Origin of the sequence: Nocardia implantans (genome assembly GCF_035544775.1) — a bacterium.
Lineage (GTDB): Bacteria > Actinomycetota > Actinomycetes > Mycobacteriales > Mycobacteriaceae > Nocardia > Nocardia implantans.
This window is the reverse complement of the sequence record NZ_JAYKYQ010000004.1, coordinates 284,840-304,552: the sequence shown is the minus strand read 5'-3', so window position 1 is coordinate 304,552 and position 19,713 is coordinate 284,840. Positions and strand designations below refer to the sequence as shown.

Sequence of the window (19,713 nt, the reverse complement as noted above, 5' to 3'; positions counted from 1 at the left end):
CGGGCGTCACTCCCGGGTCGAGAGCACGAATTTCGCCACCGCGTCGGTGAACGAGTCGTTGTCGTCACCGGCCGCGGTGTGCGCGGCGCCGCCGATCTCCACCAGTTGAGCGTGCGGCACGAGCCGTTGGAAGGCTTCGGCTCCCTCGGCGCTCACCACGTCCGAGCGCATGCCGCGCACCAGCAGCACCGGGATGCGCAGCGCCCGCGCCGCGTCCTCCATCGGCTCGATCATCGCGGACGGATCCTCGACCCGGTCGCTGAGCATGTCCGGATCCCAGTGCCAGTACCAGCGACCGTCGCGCTCGCGCAGATTGCGCAGCAGTCCCTCGGGGCTCTTCGGGCGCGGGCGGTGCGGCAGGTACTCGGCGACCGCGTCGGCGGCTTGTTCGAGACTGTCGAAGCCGTCGCGATGCTTGCCGAGGAAGTCGATCACTCGGGCCACCCCTTCCGGCTCGGGCCGGGTCACGATGTCGACGAGCACCAGCGCGGTGATCGCCTCTCCGCCGGGCCGCGCGGTGGCGAGCAGACCGGTGATTCCCCCCATGCTGGCCCCGACGACCACCGCGGGCTCGCCCAGCTGTTCCAGTACCAGCAGCAGGTCGTCGACCATGGTCTGGCGCCGGTAGTCGCGATCCGGCGCCCACTCGCTGTCGCCGTGGCCGCGGGCGTCGACCGTGACGACCCGCATCCCCGACGCGCCGAGCCGGGCGCCGGTCTTCTTCCACGAATGGCGGGTTTGCCCGCCACCGTGCAAGAAGACGACGAGCGGGCCGTCGACCGGGCCGAACTGATCGGCGGCCAGCTCGATTCCGCCCGAACCGCGCAGCCGGAGCCGGGACGGTTCGAGAAGATAGTTCGCATTACTCACGATCCGTAGGATCGCACAACGCCGGGCCGCGCTGGCGCGAACCCGGCGTTTCGAGGGTTCAGCAGGCGAGATTGCCCGCGAAGAACAGGCACGCGATCTTGGCGTTCACCGACGCGGAGATGGTGGAGGAGCCGGTCGAGGTGTATTCCTCGGCAACCGGAGCCGTGGTGGTCTCCGTAGCGGGCTCCAGCCGCAGCGGGGCCGCACTCGCGACGGCGGCGCCGCTGCTGAGAGCGGCGCAGAAGGCCAGGGTCGCGGTCGTGCCGCGCAGCGCGCCGCGGACGGTGGTGTTGTGCATGGAACAGCTCCTCACTCGTTAACTCGGTCGATCACACACAGACGCCCGATTCAGGGCAGGCGCCAGTCAACCGGTTCGGCCCCCAGTTCGTCGAGCAATTCGTTCACTCGCGAGAAGGGGCGGGAACCGAAGAATCCACGAGACGCCGACAGCGGCGACGGATGCGCGGACTCGATGTAGGGCACCTCGGCTTCGGTCAGCAGCGGTTTGAGCGTCGCCGCGTCGCGGCCCCACAGGATCGCGACCAACGGCTCGTCCCTGGCGACCAAGGCGCGGATCGCCTGCTCGGTGACCGCCTCCCACCCCTTGCCGCGATGTGAGGCCGGCTTGCCGGGCGACACGGTGAGCACGCGGTTCAGCATCAGGACTCCCTGATCCGACCACGGGCTCAGATCGCCGCAGGACGGCGTCGGGTGACCGAGATCCTTGCTGTATTCGGCGAAGATGTTGGCCAGGCTGCGCGGGATCGGCGAAACGTCCGGCGCGACGGAGAAACTCAGTCCCATCGGGTGGCCCGGCGTGGGATACGGATCCTGGCCGACGACGAGCACGCGCACCGCGTCGAACGGACGCTGGAAGGCCCGAAGGACGTTGTCACCCGAGGGCAGGTAGCCACGGCCGGCGGCGTTCTCGGCACGAAGGAATTCGCCCATGGCGGCAATCCGATCCGCCACCGGCTCGAGTGCCTTCGCCCATCCCGGATCCATGATTTCCGACAGTGGTTTCGCGCCCATGACCGCACAACTTAGCGTGGCCGGTCGCCGGATGACGAGTCCGCCCCACGGAACGATTCCCACCCGCCGTCGCCGGTCTGCGCCACACCGTCGACGGTGAGCCCGCGACCGGCCACAACCCGCCCGATCGCGACCCATCCGGGCGGTAGCGCGCGGCCCGGCGCCCAGACGCCCGCGAACGCATGGTCCTCGCCGCCGGTCAGGATCCATTGCGCCGCATCGGCTTCCAGCAGGGCCGCGACGGATTCCAGCGCCGGGTCGCGCAGGGCGGCCGAATCCAGGTCGATGGCGACACCCGAGGACGACGCGATGTGACCCAGATCCGCGAGCAGCCCGTCGGACACATCGGTCAGCGCGTGCAGGCCGATATCGGGGGCATCGGTCTCGGCAGGCGAAATGCGCTGCGCTATAGAAAGTTTCTTTCCTCCCTGTCGCCCGCGTCCCAGCGCGTCCAGCACGAGCGCGTACGGCGGTTGCGGAACACGATGCGCCGCAAGGGCTTCCGCGACTTCGGGTCCGGTCGCTCCGGCGGTGAAGGCGGCCAGTCCAGCGGCCGACCAGCCGAGGCGGCCCGCCACCGCGACGACATCGCCCACGCGCGCTCCCGCCCGGGTGACCGGCGCGCCGCGGCCGGGATCGCCGAAGGCGGTGACGGAGACGACCAGTTCACGGCTGCGAACCAGGTCGCCGCCCGCGATGGACGCCCCCGCCCTTGCGGCTTCGGCCCACATGCCGTCGGCGAGGCCGTCGATCACCTCGAGCGGGGTGTCGGCCGGGCAGCCGAGCGCTACGACGAACGCGGTCGGCGTCGCCCCCATGGCCACCACGTCGGCGGCGTTCTGCGCGATCGCCTTGCGGCCGACGTCCTCGGGACCGGACCAGTCCAGCCGGAAGTGCCGGTCCTGCACGAGCATGTCGGTGGTGACCACGAACCGGCCGTCCGGCGCCGCGACCAGCGCCGCGTCGTCGCCGGGGCCGAGCAGGACACCCGGTGCCTGCACGCGGCCCGCGTTGATGCGCTCGATCAGCGCGAACTCGCCCAGTTCACGCACTGTCCTCGGGGCCCTGCTGGCGCTGATGACCGATCCTTTCCGGCGCGCTGCTTGCTGGAACGAGCCCGACGGTACCCTTTCGGAGGCACTCGAGTACCACCCGGCCCCTCGCCCTGCGGCGGGGGCGGCGACCAGCGCCGACGCGCGAGGAAGAAAGGATCGGTGAGCATGGCGGCGGATTCGTCGGACCGTGATTCGGCGGAGCCCGGGCACGAACACACCGATGCGACGGACCCGGGGAACGCCCCGAGGGAGCCCTCGTCCTCGAGCGGCGCGGACGATGACACGCAGACCGCTGCCGCCTCCGCCGCGAAGAGCGCGGACAGCGAGAAAGCCGGCGTCGCCGAGCCGGACAGCGAACCCGCGCCGGCCCGGGCACACCAGTACCCGCCCGCGCTCATCGCCACGGCGGTGGCGCTTCCGGTCGTGCTGGTCGTCGCGGTGCTCGTGGCCGCCGTGCTCGCGCGCCGGGCGCCCGTCGAGCGGGAACCGCTGGTGCTCGGCCCCGTCCCTGCTCCGGCGGCGGAGGGCCCGGCCTGCGCCGCCCTGCTGCCCGCCCTGCCTGCGGACCTGGGCGAGTTCACGAAATCGACCCTGGTCGAACCCGCTCCACCGGCCACCCGCGCGTGGCAGCGCGCCGAAGGCGGCGACCCGATCGTGCTGCGCTGCGGGCTGGATCGCCCGCTGGAGTTCAACCGCGCTTCGCCGCTGCAGGTCGTGAACGGCGTGCAGTGGTTCGAGGTCCGCGACCAGGCCGCCGAAGCGAGCACGTGGTTCGCCGTCGACCGGGGGACCTACGTCGCGCTCACCGTCCCCGACGGATCGGGTCCGACCCCGCTGCAAGAAGTCTCCGACACCATCACCGCCAACCTTCCGCCCCAGCCGATCGACCCGGGACCGCTGCCCAACTGACGCGCCTCGCGCAGCGCTCGCTGCCCGGTCCCGGCGTGGATGTCGAGCATGCCGCGGACGTCGCGCGCGGGATCGCGTTTCCCGCGTCCGCCCGATCATCCGGAGATTTCGAGTGGCGATTCTTCAGCAACCGTCGGGCCCCGGGTCGCAGCCGACGAAAGATGTCCGATGCGCTGCGGGAGCTCGTACTGATCTCCCGAGGACTCCGCGCGGTCCCGCCCGATTCCACGTATCGCCGATAACTGGCCGGGCACCCGGTGATTGCTCGCCGGATCGCTACCGCGCCGCCGCGCCCTAGCGCAGACCGGTGCCGCGGACGAGCGCGGTTTCGATGAGGGTGGAGACGAGCGCGGCGTAATCGATGCCGGTGGCCTCCCACATGCGCGGGTACATGGAGATCGCGGTGAATCCCGGCATCGTGTTGATCTCGTTGATCACCGGCCCTTGCTCGGTGACGAAGAAATCCACCCGCGCCAAGCCCTGGCAGTCGAGGGCCCGGAACGCGCGCACGGCCAATTCCCGGATCCGGTCGGACACCTCGTCGTCCAGTTTCGCGGGGACGTCGAATTCGCAGACGTCGTCGAGGTACTTGGTGTCGAAGTCGTAGAACCCGGGGCCGTCGGTGGTGACGCCGGTCTCCGGCATCCGGATCTCCGCGACCACGCTCGCCTCGACCCGGCCGTCCGGGAATTCCAGCACCCCGCACTCCACCTCGCGTCCGACGATCCCCGCTTCGACGATCACCTTCGGGTCGTGCGCGCGTGCGGCGGCGATGGCCGCGTCCAGCTCGTTCCAGTCGGTGACGCGGGTGATGCCGATCGAGGATCCGCCGCGCGCCGGTTTGACGAACACCGGCAGGCCCAAGCGCTGCCGGTCCTCCTCGCCGACCGTCGCGTCGCCGGGCCGCAACACCACCTGGGTGCCGACCGGCAGCCCCTCCGCCGCGAGCAGTTTCTTGGTGAATTCCTTGTCCATGCCCGCCGCGCTGGCCAGTACGCCGGGGCCGACATAGGGGATTCCGGCGAGTTCCAGCATTCCTTGCAAGGTGCCGTCCTCACCGAACGGTCCGTGCAGGATCGGGAACACCACGTCGACCGAACCGAGCGCCGCGCCGGGATCGTCCAGCGCGATCAGCGCCCCCGAGCGGCTGGGGTCCGCGGCTAGTGTCAGTGCCGTGCCGGTGGCGTCCACCGAGGGCAGGGCGCGATCGTGGATGCCGAGCGCGGCCACGTCCGAACCGCCCAGCACCCAGCGACCCTCCGCGGTGATGCCGATCGGCACGACCTCGTACTTCTCCTGATCCAGGTGGCGCAGCACGCTGCCGGCCGATACGCAGGACACGGCGTGCTCGTTGCTGCGCCCGCCGAACACCACAGCCACCCTGATCCGGTTCGTCATGCCCCGAACCGTACCCGTTTCGGAACGCGATCCCACCGCTGACCGTCCCGGACACTCCCGCCACGGCGAGCCGGGATCACTCCGGCTTCATCCGCCGCCCGAGCAGGTTGCCGACGGCTTCGCGCACGGAGAGCCCTTCGTGACAGACCTGATGCACCGCGGTGGTCAGCGGCATCTCGACACCGTGCCGCTCGGCCAGCGCGCGCACCGATGTGCAGGACTTCACACCCTCGGCGACTTGGCCATGAGTCGCCGACTGGGCAGCGTCCATGGAACCGCCCGCGCCGAGCACATGACCGAACGACCGGTTGCGCGACAACGGGGAAGTACAGGTGGCGACCAGATCGCCGACTCCGGCCAGGCCCGCGAGCGTCACCGGCTCCGCGCCGAGGGCCACCCCGAGCCGGATGATCTCCGCCAGCCCTCGGGTGATCAGGCTGGCGATCGAGTTGTCGCCCAGACCCATCCCCGACGCGATACCGCAGGCGAGCGCGATGACGTTCTTGCAGGCGCCGCCGATTTCGCAGCCGACCACATCGGTGTTGGTATAGGGCCGGAAGTATCCGGTCGCGCAGGCGTGCTGCACCGCGACCGCGCGCTCGTTGTCCGAGCAGGCGACCACGGTCGCGGCGGGCTGGCCCACCGCGATCTCGCGCGCCAGGTTCGGCCCGGACAGCACCGCGATCCGGCTCGCATCCGCGCCGCTGACCTCCGCGATCACCTCGCTCATCCGCAGCAGCGTGCCGGTCTCGATGCCTTTCGCCAGGCTCAGCAGCGTGGCGTCGCCGGGGATCAATCCCTTCCATTCCGCGAGGTTGGCCCGCAGCGATTGCGACGGCACCGCCAGCACGACGATGTCGGCTCCCTCCAGCGCCACCGCCGGGTCGTGGGTGGCCGCGACCGGCGGCAGCGGAATATCCGACAGGTAATCGGGATTGCGATGTTCGGAGGCCAGCGTCGCGGCGACCTCCGGCCGCCTGGCCCAGATCGTGACCTCGGTTCCCGCCTCCGCCAACACCTTCGCGAACGCGGTGCCCCACGATCCCGCGCCCAGCACAGCCGCCCTCGTCATCAGCCCAATATGCCATGGAAGGATTGCCCGCATGCGCCCGCACGCCGTGCATGCCGTGATCGCGGTCAAGAGCCTCGATCGGGCCAAGAGCCGACTGGCCGACCGGCTGCGCCCGGAGCACCGGGCCCGGCTGGTGCTGGCGATGCTCGCCGACACCGTGACCGCCACCGCCGCGGTCGGCGAGGTCGTGTCGGTCACCGTGGTCACGCCCGACCCCGCCGTCGCCGATCTGGCCCGCACGCTCGGCGCCGAAGTCCACCCGGAACCGCGTCAGCAGCACGCCGACGGGCTCAACACCGCGCTCGCCGCCACCGCCGCCGCGCTGCGCGGCGCGCACGGCCCGATCGATCTGCTCGCGTTGCAAGCCGATCTGCCCGCGCTGCGCCCGGAAGAACTGTCGGACATGCTCGCCGCCGCCCCGCGCGGACTGCGCTCGATCGTGATCGATCACGAGGGCAGCGGCACCGCCGCGCTGGTGGTCCGCGACCCGGTCGCCGCGCTCGATCCCCGTTTCGGCCCTGGCTCGGCACGCAGCCATATCGACGCGGGCGCGGTCGATCTCGCCGGGGACTGGCCGGGCCTGCGCCTGGACGTCGACACCCCCGCCGACCTCGACCGCGCGGTGGCCCTCGGGGCCGGAAACGCGACGCGTGCTGTCCTGCACGACATCGGCTGGCCGGGCGGCGTTCACGAACCCGTTCCACACGTGTGCTAGCCGGTCGCCATGGTGGCGTGAGACACATGACGATCCCGGTCGCGGGATGCACATGACCTCTCCGGTAGGGGATGATCGTTGGCGTGAGCGATACGGAAACCGTCAAGCAGCAGCCGTTGCTTCCCACGCCACCCCCAGCGGCGACACCCCTGTCGGCCGACTCGTCGGCGGTGCGGTTGCCCCGCGATCGCTACCTCAATCGCGAATTGAGCTGGCTCGACTTCAACGCCCGCGTGCTCGCCCTCGCCGAGGACGAGTCGCTGCCGTTGCTGGAGCGTGCGAAGTTTCTGGCGATCTTCGCGTCGAATCTCGACGAGTTCTACATGGTGCGGGTGGCCGGGTTGAAACGCCGTGCCGAGACCGGCCTGCTGGTGCGCTCGGCCGACGGCCGCTCCCCCGGCGAGCAGTTGGAATTGATCGCCACGCGCACCCAGGAGATCGCGGTGCGGCATGCCCGCGTCTTCCTCGACAGCGTGCTGCCCGCGCTGACCGCGGAGGGCATCGCGATCATCGACTGGAGCGATCTGGACGAGGACGAACGCCTGCGCCTGTCCGGCTACTTCCAGGATCAGGTCTTCCCGGTCCTCACCCCGCTCGCGGTCGACCCCGCGCACCCCTTCCCCTACATCAGCGGTCTGAGCCTCAACCTCGCGGTCACGGTCAAGGATTCCGCGACCGGCGGCGAGCACTTCGCCCGCGTCAAGGTCCCCGACAACGTCGATCGGTTCGTCCGCGTGCGCCGCACCGAATCCGGCTCCCCGATCGCCGCTTTCCTGCCGATGGAAGCGCTCATCGCCGCGCACCTCGACCTGCTGTTCCCCGGCATGGACGTGGTCGAGCACCACTCGTTCCGGATCACCCGCAACGCCGACTTCGAGGTCGACGAGGATCGCGACGAGGACCTGCTGCAAGCGCTGGAGCGGGAACTGGCGCGGCGGCGGTTCGGTTCGCCGGTGCGACTGGAAGTGTCCGACGACATGACCGAGCACATGCTCGATCTGCTCCTGCGCGAGCTGGACGTCGATCCCGGTGACGTCATCCAGGTGCCCGGCCTGCTCGACCTGTCCTGCCTCTGGCAGGTGTACGGCGTCGACCGGCCGAACCTGAAGGACACCCCGTACGTCCCGGCGACGCCGCCCGCCTTCGGCGAGCGTGAGACGCCGCGCAATGTCTTCGCCGCCCTGCGCGAGGGCGATGTGCTGGTGCACCATCCGTACGACTCGTTCTCCACCAGCGTGCAGCGATTCATCGAACAGGCCGCTGCGGACCCGCAGGTGCTCGCCATCAAGCAGACGCTCTACCGCACCTCCGGCGACTCCCCGATCGTCAACGCGCTCATCGACGCCGCCGAGGCGGGCAAGCAGGTCGTCGCCTTGGTCGAGATCAAGGCGCGCTTCGACGAGCAGGCCAATATCAAGTGGGCCCGCGCGCTGGAACAGGCCGGCGTGCACGTGGTGTACGGCCTCATCGGCCTGAAGACCCACTGCAAGACCTGCCTGGTGGTCCGCCGCGAGGGCGCCACCATCCGGCGCTACTGCCACATCGGCACCGGCAACTACAACCCGAAGACCGCCCGCCTCTACGAGGACGTCGGATTGCTCACCGCCGCACCGGATATCGGCGCCGATCTGACCGACCTGTTCAATTCGCTGACCGGTTACTCGCGCAAGGAGAACTACCGCAATCTGCTCGTCGCCCCGCACAGCGTGCGCTCCGGCATCATCGAGCGCATCCAGCGCGAGACCGAGCTGGCGGGTCAGGGGCAGGACGCCCGAATCCGGATGAAGGCCAACGCCATCGTCGACGAAGAGGTCATCGATGCGCTGTACCGGGCCTCCCAAGCCGGCGTGCCGGTGCAGATCGTGGTGCGCGGCATCTGCGGCCTTCGCCCCGGCGTGCCGGGCATGAGCGAGAACATCGAGGTGCGCTCCATCCTCGGCCGGTTCCTGGAGCATTCCCGCATCATGCACTTCCAGGCGCAGGACCAGTACTGGATCGGCAGCGCCGACATGATGCACCGCAACCTCGATCGCCGGGTCGAGGTGATGGCGCAGGTGAAGGATCCGCGGTTGACCGAACAACTCGGCGGGGTCTTCGACTCGGCCCTGTCGCCGACCACGCGCTGCTGGGTGCTGCAACCGGACGGCACGTGGCGGGCGTCGCCGGGCACCTCCGGCGACGGGGACAAGATCAGAGATCATCAGGAGTTCTTGATGCGGCTGCGGAGGCCAGATCAGCAGTGAACGCCAAAACGGGGTTCGAGCAGGAAGGGGGCCCCTTCTGGGATCCCCGCGTCACCGCCAATATCCACGCCGCGGGAGCGGTGCTGTGGCGTGAGTCGTCCACGGGTGCGATCGAGATCGCCCTCGTCCACCGTCCCAAGTACGAGGACTGGTCGCTGCCGAAGGGCAAGCTCGACCCTGGTGAGACGCCGGTGCTGGCCGCGGTCCGCGAGGTCAGGGAGGAAACCGGGCTGGAGAGCAGGCTCGGCCGCTACCTCGGCCACGTGACCTACCCGATCCCCGGTCATCGCAAGCTGAAGCGGGTCGACTATTGGGCCGCCGAACAGGTGGGCGGGGAATTCACGGTCAACTCCGAGGTGGACGTGCTCAGCTGGCATCCGCTGGATCGGGTGATGGACCAACTGTCGTATCCGATGGACCGGCAGGTGGTGCGCGCCTTCACCCGGCTGCCCGCGCGTACCCAGACCGTGCTGTTGGTCCGGCATGCCAAAGCGGGCCGCAGGGACCGCTTCAACGGTCCGGACGATCAGCGTCCGCTCGACCGCGACGGCGAGGCGCAGGCGCAGGCCCTCACGTCGAATCTGTTGGCATTCGGCGCATCCGAGGTCTACTCGGCTCCCCCGCTGCGTTGCGTGCAGTCCGTGGCGCCGCTGGCGGAGAAGCTCGGTGTCGAAATCATCGAGGAGCCATTGCTTTCCGAATCCGGGTACGCCGAAAACCCGGACCAGGCCCGGGAACGTTTTCGAGCCCTGGTGTCGGACAACGCCATTCGCGTGGTCTGCAGTCAAGGCAAAGTGATCCCCGATCTGCTGGGATGGCTGGCCGAACGCGACGGGATCGCGCTGCCGTCGGCGCGCAATCGCAAGGGCAGTGTGTGGGTGCTGTCGTTCGTCGGCCATCGCCTGGTGGCCGCCGACCATCTGGATCGATCGCTGTCAGCCTACGTGGTGCGGTCCGATTAGACCGGAACCTTCCGCGTCACCGCGCGGGTCGGCGGGCGCCGAGCGGCGGCCACGGCCGTGAGTTCTCGGTAGGCGGACAGCCGAAAACGGCCCCGGGTGTCTCCCGGGGCCGTCTCGACGTTGAGGCGAATGGGCCCAGTCGTGGGGCCACGCATTCAGCGCCGATCCGGCGGTGGCTCGAGATCAGCGGGCGCCGCGAGCCGGGGCCTTCTTGGCCGCGGTCTTCTTCGCGGTGGTCTTCTTGGCGGCGGTGGTGGTGGACTTCTTGGCCGCCGTGGCCTTGGTGGCCGTCTTCTTGGCCGGAGCCTTCTTCGCGACCGCGGTCTTCTTCGCGGGCGCCTTCTTCGCAGCGGTCTTGGTAGCGGTCGTCTTGCGCGCGGTGCTCTTGGCCGGGGCCTTGGCAGCGGCCTTGCGGGCCGTGGTCTTGGCGGGCGCCTTGGTCGGCGTCGACTTCTTGGCGGCGGTCTTCTTGGCCGCCGTCTTCTTGGCCGCCGCCTTCTTCGCCGACACCGGCGCATTCACCCCGCGCTTGACGGCGGGCCCGGTCGCGGCCAGTTTCTGCTTACCCGCGATCACCGCCTTGAACTGGGCTCCGGGGCGGAACGCGGGCACCGAAGTGGGCTTGACCTTCACGGTTTCGCCGGTACGCGGGTTCCGTGCGACGCGAGCCGCACGCTTACGCTGTTCGAACACACCGAAACCGGTGATGGTGACGCTCTGACCCTTGTGCACCGCGCGCACGATGGTGTCGACCACATGCTCGACTGCCGCGGTGGCCGTGCGCCTGTCCGTACCCAACTTTTCGGTCAGAACGTCGATCAGTTCCGCCTTGTTCATTGAATCCTCCGCAGACTAATGGCCCGTCGTCGGACCGACTAGGTACCACGGTAAACCCACTTTGGGCAAGAGTCTATGTGCCACGCCAAAATTCATGTGGTTTAGCACACGTCCAGCTACCACAACTCCGGCTGCCCAGCTAACCGGCGGGGGTGATTACGTCTGCGAAATATGTGCTGGCAGGGTAGTGGGTTTCCATGTTGGCCTTGCCTTTTCGAACCGGGCGATCGCGTCCTCCCGGCGCAGCGTCAGCCCGATGTCATCCAATCCCTCCAGCAGACGCCACCTGGTGTAGTCATCAATATCGAACGGCAACACGACGGTTGCGGCCGTCACCGTGCGCGCCTCGAGGTCCACAACCAATTCCAAGCCGGGCTGTTCCTCGAGCAACTTCCAGAGCATTTCGACATCGTTCTGTGACATCTGAGCGGCGACCAGACCGCCCTTGCCCGCATTGCCGCGGAAGATGTCGGCGAACCGGGATGAGATGACCACCCGAAAGCCGTAGTCCGACAGCGCCCAAACAGCGTGCTCACGTGACGATCCGGTACCGAAATCCGGACCCGCCACCAAGACACTACCCCTGTTGTAAGGCGGGATGTTCAGAATGAAGTCGGGATCGGTCCGCCATGCGGCGAACAAGCCGTCCTCGAATCCGGTCCGCGTCACCCGCTTGAGGTAGACCGCCGGGATGATCTGATCGGTATCGACATTGGAGCGGCGCAGCGGCACCCCGATGCCCTTGTGCACAGTGAAGGCTTCCATAACGAATCTCCTGGGTTTGATTGAGGGAATCGGGGGCGGTCAGTCCAGATCCGCAGGCGACGACAGTGTTCCGCGGACCGCCGTCGCGGCCGCCACGAGAGGAGAAACCAGGTGCGTACGGCCGCCTTTGCCCTGCCTGCCCTCGAAGTTGCGGTTCGAGGTGGACGCACAACGCTGGCCCGGCTCCAGCTGGTCCGGATTCATTCCCAGGCACATTGAACAGCCCGCTTGCCGCCATTCGGCGCCGGCCGCGGTGAAAATCTCCCCGAGTCCTTCTTTTTCCGCCTGCGCGCGAACCCGCATCGACCCCGGTACAACCAGCATTCGCACCCCGTCGGCGACATGTCGTCCCTTCAAAATCCCGGCCACCGCACGCAAATCTTCAATGCGTCCGTTGGTGCAGGAGCCGACGAATACGGTGTCGATCGGCACTTGTCGAAGCGGAGTACCCGGCTCCAAGTCCATGTAACGCAGAGCTTTCTCCGCCGACTCCCTGGCCACCTCGTCGGCGATGGTGGCGGGATCGGGCACGGCCTCGCCCAGCGGGGCGCCCTGACCCGGATTGGTGCCCCAGGTGACGAACGGGGTGAGCGCGGAGGCGTCGATGTGCACTTCGGCGTCGAAAACGGCGCCCTCGTCGGTCTTCAGCGCCTCCCAGGCGGCCACCGCGGCGTCCCAGTCGGCTCCCTGCGGCGCGTGCGGCCGCCCTTTGAGGAATTCGTAGGTGGTCTCGTCCGGCGCGATCATGCCGGCCCGCGCGCCCGCTTCGATGGACATGTTGCAGATCGTCATTCGGGCCTCCATCGACATGGCCCTGATGGCCTCGCCGCGGTACTCCAGGACGTAGCCCTGGCCGCCGCCGGTGCCGATCTTCGCGATGACGGCCAGGATCAGGTCCTTGCTCGTGACGCCGGGGGGCATGACGCCGTCCACGGTGATCGCCATCGTCTTGAACGGGCGCAGCGAGAGGGTCTGGGTGGCAAGCACATGCTCGACCTCGGAGGTGCCGATGCCCATCGCCAGCGCGCCGAACGCGCCGTGCGTGGAGGTGTGGCTGTCGCCGCAGACCACGGTCATGCCCGGCTGGGTCAGGCCCAGCTGCGGCCCGACCACGTGCACGATGCCCTGGTCAAGGTCGCCCATCGGGTGCAGCCGCACACCGAATTCCGCGCAGTTGCGCCGCAGCGTCTCCACCTGGGTGCGCGAAATCGGGTCGGCGATCGGCTTGTCGATATCGATCGTCGGGACGTTGTGGTCCTCGGTCGCGATCGTGAGGTCGGGCCGCCGCACCGCCCTGCCCGCCGCGCGCAGCCCGTCGAAGGCCTGCGGGCTGGTCACCTCGTGGACCAGATGCAGGTCGATGTAGATCAGGTCCGGTTCGCGCGAGGCACCCTCGCCCTCCCCGCGAGCGACGACATGCTGGTCCCATACCTTCTCGGCCAGCGTGCGCGGTTCGGCCATTGTCGATCACCTTTCGGACGAAGCAGCCGTTCCGCGATCTGGACACCGATGCGGCGACGGTTGCACAAGTTGGGATAGCTGCGCCTGGTCCGAACGCTGAGAGAAGGGATCCACGAAGGTGGATTTCTCAACATCCGAGACGCTAGTATCGTTCTATGAGACAGCATAGCGGCATCGGCGTCCTCGACAAAGCAGTGGCGGTCCTCTACGCCGTAGCCGAGCATCCCTCGGGTCTCAACGAGCTGTGCGCGCGCACCGGCCTGCCCCGCGCCACCGCACACCGTCTCGCCGTCGGCTTGGAGGTGCACCGCTTGCTCGCGCGCGACAGCAACGGCACCTGGCGGCCGGGTCCAGCCCTCGCCGAACTCGCGACCAGCGCCAACGACCCGCTGCTCGAGGCGGCGTCGGCCATTCTTCCCCGGTTGCGCGAGATCACCGGCGAGAGCGTCCAGCTGTACTGCCGCGACGGCAACGCCCGCGTCTGCGTCGCGGCGCTGGAACCTCCCGTCGGACTGCGCGACACCGTGCCGATCGGGGCGCGGCTGCCGCTGACCGCGGGCTCGGCGGCCAAAGTACTGCTGGCGTGGGCCGACCCGGAACTGCAGCGCACCATCCTGGCCGACGCGGTGTTCGGCGAGCGCGCGCTGGCCGAGGTGCGCAAGCGCGGGTGGGCGCAGAGCGCGGCCGAACGCGCGGCCGGCGTGGCCAGCGTCTCGGCGCCGGTGCGCGACGCCGGGGGCACGGTGATCGCGGCGGTGTCGGTGTCGGGACCGATCGATCGGATGGGCCGCAGGCCGGGCGCCCGGTGGGCGGCGGATCTGGTCGCGGCGGCCGAGGCCCTGCACAAGCGTCTGTAACACGTTTCAGTCCGGACTCTCTACAGTTGGCCCATGGGAGTCAACCAACGGGCACAGATCGTGATGTCCGACACCGAAATCACCGAGTTCCTGCGGCGCAGCCGGATCGCGACGCTGGCGACCATCGGCCCGAAGGGCACGCCGCACCTGACCGCCATGTGGTACGCGCTCATCGACGGCGAGATGTGGTTCGAGACCAAGGCCAAATCGCAGAAGGCCGTGAACATGCGCCGCGATCCCAGGGTCACCTGCATGATCGAGGAGGGCGACACCTACGACCAGCTCAGAGGCGTGTCGATCGAGGGCCGCGCCGAGATCGTCGAGGACGCCGAGAAACTCTTCGCCGTCGGCGTGAGCGTGTGGGAGCGCTACACCGGCCCCTACAGCGAGGAGCTGCGGCCGATGGTGGAGGCCATGCTGCACAAGCGGGTCGCCGTGCGCGTGGTGCCCGAGCGCACGCGCAGCTGGGATCACCGCAAACTCGGACTCCCGGCGATGCCGCTCGGCGGCACCACCGCGCAGCCGCTGGACTGACCGAGCGTGCTCGGGTAGCGCGACGCGCCCGAAAACCAACTGACACAACCACCCGCACGGGCTAGCGTCGGGTGTTCGACAGCAATCGGCCGGGCAGCGCCGCCCGCGAGGACGCGCCGCGCGGCCGCGACGACGAGGAGCAGCGATGGCGGATTCGGGTAAGTCCCATGGCGCCGACGAGGTGAAGCGCAAGTTCCGGGAAGCACTGGAGCGCAAGAACCAGCAGAACGCCCGCGCGGCCGACCACCTCGACGGACGGTCGAAGGCGTCCGCGGCGCAGTCCGCGGTCGGCCACAAGCGGGAATTCCGGCGCAAGAGCGGATAAGTCCGCACAGTCCCCGCAGGCCCTCCAGCAAGATCGCTGGAGGGCCTTTCTCTTGCCGCTCCCCCGCGACCGCGTCATTCAGAGGGCCATCTCATGTCGGCGAGCGGAACCGAGGGCGGTAGGCACACCCGGCAGGGGGCCGACGCTTCCGGATCGCGGCCGGTGACATCGACTCATCCGCACAACCCGAATGCTGCGCCGCACCGCCGCCGTCGCGGCGCGGCTGGTCGGCCCCACCGCGCCCGGCGTCACCCGGCGGTCGGCGCGTTCGGCCTGGGACACACCCGAGCGGAGCGCCTGGGCGAGATACAACACACAGCAGCCAGTACAGCCGATGACCGCTAGCCGACGCGGCGAAGGCAAACTCGGGAAGGGCGCTCCCATGCGGGCAACGCCCAGATCCGCACCCGACAACCGCACCGGACCACCGCCAGGCGGGGCGAAGCCCTCGCCGGGGGTCCGGGGGCGAAGCTCTCCGGGCGGGGTGTGGGGTTGCACCCCCACAAGACACCGCGAAACGAGAAAGGCCCATGCTCCATGAGCATGGGCCTTTCACTCGTGTAGCCCCGACGGGATTCGAACCCGCGCTACCGCCTTGAGAGGGCGGCGTCCTAGGCCGCTAGACGACGGGGCCAGGACTGCTTCTCGCTGTCGCGAGGAGCGCCATGGTTGATCTTTCGATCAGGAGGCTCGGCTAGCTTATCTGGCCGAGGCCCGGCGACCAAATCGCCAGGTGCTGAGTGATTTCGGCCGCGAACCGAAGTCTTCCAACACTCTCCGCTGGGGTACCAGGACTCGAACCTAGAATGGCTGAACCAGAATCAGCTGTGTTGCCAATTACACCATACCCCAATGACCAGGTCTTTCCGTCTCGCGTCTGGGTGACTCGAGACCGTGTTCCGGGCCGAGAAGAAGAGTACCAAACGGCTACGGGTTAACTACAAATCGCCTGGTCAAAGCCATATTTTCAGCCTTGTGAGCCGGCCTGGGCCGCCTCCTTCCAGTCCACCGCCGCGCGCAGCCGGTCCAGGGTGAGGTCGCGGCCGAGCAGTTCCAGGGATTCGTACAGCGGCGGGCTGATATGCGATCCGGTGACCGCGACCCGGACCGGGGCGAAGGCTTTGCGCGGTTTCAGCCCGAGATCATCGATCAGCGCCTTTTTCAGCGCCGCTTCGATCGCCTCGGTGGTCCACTCGGTCAACGGCTCCACCGCGGTAATAGCGGCCTGCAATACCTCGGTCGCGTCGGGACCCAGATTCTTGGCTCCGGCGGCGGGGTCGATCGCGAACTCTTCCGCGGGCGCGAACAAGAAACGCAGAAGGTCCCAAGCGTCGGACAACACGACAATCCTGGTCTGCACGAGTTCCGCCGCCGCGGCGAACACCCGCTCATCGATTTCGGCGCCGATATGGCCTTGTCCGGTGAGATACTCCCGCAGCCGGTGGGCGAAATCACCCGGCGCCAGCAATCGGATGTGCTCGGCGTTGAGCGCGTCCGCCTTCTTCTGATCGAAACGGGCCGGATTCGAATTCACTTTCGAAATGTCGAAGGCCTCGACCATCTCCGCCATGGAGAACACGTCACGGTCCTCGGACAGTCCCCAGCCGAGTAGCGCGAGATAATTCAGCAAACCCTCGGGGATGAACCCGCGGTCGCGATGGGCGAACAGATTCGACTCCGGATCACGCTTGGACAACTTCTTGTTGCCCTGACCCATCACGAACGGCAGGTGACCGAACTCGGGAGTGAATTCGGCGACCCCGATCCGGCGCAGCGCGGCGTACAGCGCGAGCTGGCGCGGCGTGGAGGAGAGCAGGTCCTCGCCGCGCAACACGTGGGTGATCCGCATCAAGGCGTCGTCGACCGGGTTGACCAGCGTGTACAGCGGCTGGCCGTTGCCTCGGGTGAGCGCGAAGTCCGGGACGCTGCCCGCCTTGAAGACGGTCTCCCCGCGCACCAGATCGTGCCAGGACAGGTCTTCGTCCGGCATCCGCAGCCGGACCACGGCGGGGCGGCCCTCGGCCCGGTAGGCCTCGATCTGCTCGGGGGTCAGGTCGCGATCGTAGTTGTCGTAACCGAGCTTGGGATCGCGCCCGGCGGCGCGATGGCGGGCCTCGACTTCCTCCGGCGTGGAGAACGATTCGTACGCCTCCCCCGCCTCCAGCAAACGCCGGACAACGTCCTGGTGCAGTTCTTTTCGCTGCGACTGGCGATATGGCGCGTAAGGCCCGCCGACCTCGGGGCCCTCGTCCCAAGTGAGGCCGAGCCAGCGCAGCGCGTCGATTATCGCCAGGTAGGATTCCTCGGAATCCCGTGCGGCATCGGTGTCTTCGATTCGAAAGACGAATGTGCCACCGTGGTGGCGGGCGTAGGCCCAGTTGAACAGCGCCGTCCGGATCAGGCCGACGTGCGGTGTTCCGGTCGGTGACGGGCAGAATCGGACCCGTACTTCAGTCATGGCTCTCTTTCGATCAGCGTTTGGCGGCAACGGGATTGGTGAGGGTGCCGATGCCTTCGACGGTCACCGACACCTGCTGGCCCTCGCGCATCGGGCCGACGCCCTCGGGAGTGCCGGTGAGGATGACGTCACCGGGCAGCAGCGTCATCACGGTGGTGATCCACTCGATGAGCTTCGGGATGTCGTGCAGCAGAAGCGAAGTGCGGCTGCGCTGGCGCACTTCGCCGTCGAGTTCGGTGACGATCTCCAGATCCGAAGGGTCCAAGGACGTTTCGATCCACGGACCCAGCGGGCAGAAGGTGTCGTAGCCCTTGCCCCTGGTCCACTGGCCGTCGTGGCGCTGCTGGTCGCGGGCGGTGACGTCGTTGGCGGCGGTGTAACCCAGCACCACGTCCAGCGCGCGGGCGGCGGGCACGTCCTTGCAGGGACGGCCGATGACGATCGCCAACTCCCCTTCGTAATCGACCTGAGACGAGCTGGGCGGCAGGGTGATCGGGGCGTTCGGCCCCACGATCGCGGTGTTCGGCTTGAGGAAGATCACCGGGTCGGCGGGGGCGGGACCGCCCATCTCGGCGGCGTGGGCGGCGTAGTTCTTGCCGATGCAGACCACCTTGCTGGCCAGGATCGGCGCGAGCAGCCGCACGTCGGCCAGGGGCCAGCTCCGCCCGGTGAACGTCGGTGTGCCGAACGGGTGTTCCGCGATCTCCTTGGCCACGCTGTCGCTTCCGTCGCCTTCGATGCTGACGAAGGCGACTCCATCGGGACTGGCAACTCGACCTAGACGCATTCCCGGAGTCTATCGACCCGCCGCCACCTGCTCGAACGCGCCCGACCGGGTGGTACGGATTCCGCCCCGGTCCGGCGACGGCGCGCCTGTGAGCAGTCCGACAGCCACAACCGTCGAATCGAGCCCCCACCGGGTGTACCGTGAGCAGCGAAGTTCACAAAGTGGGAATTGAATCCCAAATAATGAGATTTCGAGGTGAGGTCGATGGCGACCGTTACGCAGATCGACGAGGTTCGGCGCTGGTCCATGCTCGGTCTCGGCGTGTTCGCCCAGGCCTCCAGCGCGGTTTTCATCCACGGCGTCCCGTTCCTGCTGCCCGCGCTGACCGACCGGGGCATGCCGCTGGCGACGGCAGGCCTGCTGGTGGCGATGCCCACCGTCGGCCTGGTGTGCACCCTGATCGCGTGGGGCTATCTGGTCGACCGGATCGGCGAACGCAAGGTGCTGGTCGGCGGCCCGCTGCTGATGCTGGCGGCCGGCTGCGCCGCGGCCGCGACGACGAACGACATCGCCCTGGGCGCGCTGCTGTTCCTCGGCGGCGTCGGCGCGGCCAGCACCAACGGCGCGAGCGGCCGGGTGATCGTCGGCTGGTTCCCGCCGCAGCGGCGCGGGCTGGCGATGGGCATCAGACAGACCGCGCAGCCGCTGGGCGTCGGCGTCGGCGCGCTGGCGATTCCGGCCGTCGCCTCCGCCCACGGCGTGCCCGCGGCGATTCTCGTTCCCGCGCTCATGGCGGGTGTGGCGGCCATGGGTTGCCTGGCGGGCATCGTCGACCCGCCGCGCCCTGACCGGGCGGCCGCCGATCCGGCGTTGCGCGCCAATCCCTATCGCGACAACGCGACGCTGTGGCGCATCCATCTGGTCTCGGTGCTGCTCGTCGTCCCGCAGGGCACCGTGTGGACGTTCGCGCTGCTGTGGTTGCACCGCGACGTCGGCTGGTCGCTGGCCGCCGCGGGTGCGCTGGTGACCGTCACGCAGATCCTGGGCGCACTGGGCCGCATCGGCGCGGGCGCGTGGTCGGACCGGGTCGGCAGCCGGATGGGCCCGCTGCGCACGGTGGCCGTCGCCGCGGTGCTGTCGATGGCCGCGCTGGCGCTGACCGCGTCGACCCACTGGTGGTGGGCGGCCATTCCGCTGCTGATCGCCGCGTCCGTGATCACCGTCTCCGACAACGGCTTGGCCTTCACCGCGGTCGCCGAGATCGCGGGGCCGTACTGGAGCGGCCGGGGTCTCGGCATCCAGAACACCGGGCAGAACCTGGCCATGGCCGCGGTCCCGCCCGTGTTCGGCGCGCTCATCACCGCCAGCGGCTTCCCCGCGGCTTTCCTTCTGGCCGCGGTTTCGGCCGTCGCGGCGGTTCCGCTGGTTCCCCGCGACCCCGACTAGGTTCGCGCGTCGAACGATTGGATTACCTGAACCCTCTGGCGAACGAT

General features: G+C 68.8%; 19 protein-coding genes and 2 tRNA genes. 8 read left to right on the top strand and 13 right to left on the bottom strand.

Features of this window, described 5'->3' with window-relative positions; translation table 11 throughout:
• Positions 1–6: 6 nt before the first annotated feature.
• From U3653_RS11950 to thiL, 4 genes are read right to left on the bottom strand one after another with little or no spacing between them, the layout of a single operon-like run.
• Positions 7–870, bottom strand: a complete 864-nt coding sequence (locus tag U3653_RS11950; protein ID WP_195078674.1) for an alpha/beta fold hydrolase — start codon at positions 868–870, stop codon at positions 7–9.
• Positions 871–928: 58 nt separating this feature from the next.
• Positions 929–1,168: a hypothetical protein gene (locus U3653_RS11945; protein WP_195078673.1), complete on the bottom strand. Its 240-nt coding sequence runs from the start codon at positions 1,166–1,168 to the stop codon at positions 929–931.
• 50 nt (positions 1,169–1,218) lie between these two features.
• Positions 1,219–1,902: a uracil-DNA glycosylase gene (locus tag U3653_RS11940; RefSeq protein WP_067797457.1), complete on the bottom strand. Its 684-nt coding sequence runs from the start codon at positions 1,900–1,902 to the stop codon at positions 1,219–1,221.
• Between the two features lie 11 nt (positions 1,903–1,913).
• Positions 1,914–2,954, bottom strand: a complete 1,041-nt coding sequence (gene thiL, locus U3653_RS11935; RefSeq protein WP_195078672.1) for a thiamine-phosphate kinase — start codon at positions 2,952–2,954, stop codon at positions 1,914–1,916.
• Between the two features lie 168 nt (positions 2,955–3,122).
• On the opposite strand from thiL, the gene U3653_RS11930 reads away from it, so the two are divergent.
• A complete protein-coding gene (locus tag U3653_RS11930) occupies positions 3,123–3,866 on the top strand; it encodes a DUF3515 domain-containing protein (protein ID WP_195078671.1) in 744 nt (247 codons plus the stop codon).
• Positions 3,867–4,160: 294 nt separating this feature from the next.
• Here the strand turns inward: U3653_RS11930 and U3653_RS11925 are convergent, their stop codons facing one another.
• The gene (locus U3653_RS11925) at positions 4,161–5,264 is read right to left on the bottom strand and encodes a D-alanine--D-alanine ligase family protein (protein ID WP_195078670.1); all 1,104 of its coding nucleotides are present in this window, start codon (positions 5,262–5,264) and stop codon (positions 4,161–4,163) included.
• A gap of 76 nt (positions 5,265–5,340) precedes the next feature.
• The gene (locus U3653_RS11920) at positions 5,341–6,336 is read right to left on the bottom strand and encodes an NAD(P)H-dependent glycerol-3-phosphate dehydrogenase (RefSeq protein WP_195078669.1); all 996 of its coding nucleotides are present in this window, start codon (positions 6,334–6,336) and stop codon (positions 5,341–5,343) included.
• Positions 6,337–6,367: 31 nt separating this feature from the next.
• On the opposite strand from U3653_RS11920, the gene cofC reads away from it, so the two are divergent.
• The 3 genes from cofC (at position 6,368) to U3653_RS11905 (ending at position 10,256) form a co-directional block, all read left to right on the top strand.
• Entirely contained in the window at positions 6,368–7,051 is a 684-nt protein-coding gene (cofC, locus tag U3653_RS11915; protein ID WP_195078668.1) for a 2-phospho-L-lactate guanylyltransferase, read from the top strand.
• A gap of 71 nt (positions 7,052–7,122) precedes the next feature.
• Complete coding sequence (locus U3653_RS11910; RefSeq protein WP_195078667.1) at positions 7,123–9,294, top strand: RNA degradosome polyphosphate kinase; 2,172 nt, start codon at positions 7,123–7,125, stop codon at positions 9,292–9,294.
• A complete protein-coding gene (locus U3653_RS11905; protein ID WP_195078666.1) occupies positions 9,291–10,256 on the top strand; it encodes an NUDIX hydrolase in 966 nt (321 codons plus the stop codon). Before U3653_RS11910 ends, U3653_RS11905 begins: the two co-directional genes overlap by 4 nt.
• 183 nt (positions 10,257–10,439) lie before the next feature.
• Here U3653_RS11905 and U3653_RS11900 read toward each other — a convergent pair whose 3' ends face one another.
• The 3 genes from U3653_RS11900 to leuC all read right to left on the bottom strand — a co-directional run bounded on the left by U3653_RS11900 (position 10,440) and on the right by leuC (position 13,319).
• Positions 10,440–11,093 (bottom strand): HU family DNA-binding protein, encoded by a 654-nt coding sequence (locus U3653_RS11900; protein WP_195078665.1) that lies wholly within the window; start codon positions 11,091–11,093, stop codon positions 10,440–10,442.
• Between the two features lie 156 nt (positions 11,094–11,249).
• Complete coding sequence (gene leuD, locus U3653_RS11895; protein WP_195078664.1) at positions 11,250–11,858, bottom strand: 3-isopropylmalate dehydratase small subunit; 609 nt, start codon at positions 11,856–11,858, stop codon at positions 11,250–11,252.
• A gap of 39 nt (positions 11,859–11,897) precedes the next feature.
• The gene (leuC, locus tag U3653_RS11890) at positions 11,898–13,319 is read right to left on the bottom strand and encodes a 3-isopropylmalate dehydratase large subunit (RefSeq protein WP_195078663.1); all 1,422 of its coding nucleotides are present in this window, start codon (positions 13,317–13,319) and stop codon (positions 11,898–11,900) included.
• 155 nt (positions 13,320–13,474) lie between these two features.
• Between leuC and U3653_RS11885 the strand changes: the two genes are divergently transcribed.
• The 3 genes from U3653_RS11885 (at position 13,475) to U3653_RS11875 (ending at position 15,035) form a co-directional block, all read left to right on the top strand.
• Positions 13,475–14,176 carry an IclR family transcriptional regulator gene (locus U3653_RS11885; protein WP_195078662.1) on the top strand — a complete coding sequence of 234 codons (702 nt, stop codon included), beginning with the start codon at positions 13,475–13,477 and terminating at the stop codon, positions 14,174–14,176.
• A gap of 33 nt (positions 14,177–14,209) precedes the next feature.
• Positions 14,210–14,710 (top strand): pyridoxamine 5'-phosphate oxidase family protein, encoded by a 501-nt coding sequence (locus U3653_RS11880; RefSeq protein ID WP_195078661.1) that lies wholly within the window; start codon positions 14,210–14,212, stop codon positions 14,708–14,710.
• Positions 14,711–14,855: 145 nt separating this feature from the next.
• Positions 14,856–15,035: a DUF5302 domain-containing protein gene (locus U3653_RS11875; RefSeq protein WP_195078660.1), complete on the top strand. Its 180-nt coding sequence runs from the start codon at positions 14,856–14,858 to the stop codon at positions 15,033–15,035.
• Positions 15,036–15,596: 561 nt separating this feature from the next.
• Here the strand turns inward: U3653_RS11875 and U3653_RS11870 are convergent.
• The 4 genes from U3653_RS11870 to U3653_RS11855 all read right to left on the bottom strand — a co-directional run bounded on the left by U3653_RS11870 (position 15,597) and on the right by U3653_RS11855 (position 18,280).
• Positions 15,597–15,669: transfer RNA gene (locus U3653_RS11870), tRNA-Glu, on the bottom strand.
• 146 nt (positions 15,670–15,815) lie between these two features.
• Positions 15,816–15,887: transfer RNA gene (locus U3653_RS11865), tRNA-Gln, on the bottom strand.
• A 115-nt stretch (positions 15,888–16,002) separates the two neighbouring features.
• Positions 16,003–17,493, bottom strand: coding sequence for a glutamate--tRNA ligase (gene gltX, locus U3653_RS11860; RefSeq protein WP_195078659.1), 1,491 nt, complete (start codon positions 17,491–17,493; stop codon positions 16,003–16,005).
• A gap of 13 nt (positions 17,494–17,506) precedes the next feature.
• A complete protein-coding gene (locus U3653_RS11855) occupies positions 17,507–18,280 on the bottom strand; it encodes a fumarylacetoacetate hydrolase family protein (RefSeq protein WP_195078658.1) in 774 nt (257 codons plus the stop codon).
• A gap of 204 nt (positions 18,281–18,484) precedes the next feature.
• On the opposite strand from U3653_RS11855, the gene U3653_RS11850 reads away from it, so the two are divergent.
• On the top strand, positions 18,485–19,666 hold the full coding sequence (locus tag U3653_RS11850) for an MFS transporter (protein WP_195078657.1): 1,182 nt from the start codon (positions 18,485–18,487) through the stop codon (positions 19,664–19,666).
• The last annotated feature ends 47 nt before the right edge of the window (positions 19,667–19,713 follow it).